The 1,263-nt window shown below is 66.5% G+C and carries 1 pseudogene; it reads right to left on the reverse strand.

Going from position 1 to position 1,263, the window contains the following annotated elements:
• Window positions 1-1,263, reverse strand: a pseudogene (locus E1294_RS51975) (DNA-directed RNA polymerase subunit beta); the annotation flags it as partial.

Raw genomic sequence — 1,263 nt, forward strand, 5'->3', positions numbered from 1 at the left:
CGGTTGGCGTCGTCGTGCTCGAGGAAGGGGATCATCGCCGTGGCCACCGACACCATCTGGCGCGGCGACACGTCGATGTAGTCGACCTCCTCGGCACGGGCGAGCTCGGTCTCACCCCCCTTGGTGCGCACGAGGACCCGGGAGTCGGCGAACGACCCGTCGGGGTTGAGCACCGTGTTGGCCTGCGCCTTGACGAAACGGTCCTCCTCGTCGGCGGTGAGGTAGTCGATCTGGTCGGTGACCTTGCCGTCGACCACCTTGCGGTAGGGCGTCTCGACGAAGCCGAAGGCGTTGATGCGGCCGTAGGAGGCCAGCGACCCGATCAGGCCGATGTTGGGGCCTTCAGGGGTCTCGATCGGGCACATCCGGCCGTAGTGGGACGGGTGCACGTCACGGACCTCGAAGCCGGCCCGCTCACGCGACAGACCGCCGGGGCCCAGCGCGGACAGACGCCGCTTGTGCGTCAGCCCGGCCAGCGGGTTGGTCTGGTCCATGAACTGCGACAGCTGCGAGGTGCCGAAGAACTCCTTGATCGACGCGACCACCGGGCGGATGTTGATCAGGGTCTGCGGCGTGATCGCCTCGACGTCCTGCGTGGTCATCCGCTCGCGCACGACGCGCTCCATCCGGGCCAGGCCCAGGCGGACCTGGTTCTGGATGAGCTCGCCGACGCTGCGCAGGCGACGGTTGCCGAAGTGGTCGATGTCGTCGATCTCGACGATGACCTCTCCGTTGGCGCCCGGCATCGACTCCTCGCCCGCGTGGAGGCGGACGATGTATTCGATCGTGGCGACGATGTCGTCCTCGGTCAGGGTGCCCTGGGTGATCTCGGCGTCGACCCCGAGCTTCTTGTTGATCTTGTAGCGGCCCACCTTGGCCAGGTCGTACCGCTTGGGGTTGAAGTAGAGGTTCTCCAGCAGGGTCTGCGCCGACTCCTTGGTCGGCGGCTCGCCCGGCCGCAGCTTGCGGTAGATGTCGAGCAGCGCGTCATCCTGGCCGGCCGTGTGGTCCTTCTCCAAGGTGGCCCGCATCGACTCGTACTGGCCGAAACGCTCGAGGATCTTCTCGTTGGTCCACCCCAGTGCCTTGAGAAGCACGGTGACGGCCTGCTTGCGCTTGCGGTCGATGCGCACACCGACGCTGTCGCGCTTGTCGATCTCGAACTCCAGCCAGGCCCCCCGGGACGGGATGACCTTGCAGCCATAGAGATCCTTGTCGGACGTCTTGTCGACGTTGCGTTCGAAATAGACGCCCGGCGAACGG

This window comes from Nonomuraea diastatica, assembly GCF_004349015.1.
Lineage (GTDB): Bacteria > Actinomycetota > Actinomycetes > Streptosporangiales > Streptosporangiaceae > Nonomuraea > Nonomuraea diastatica.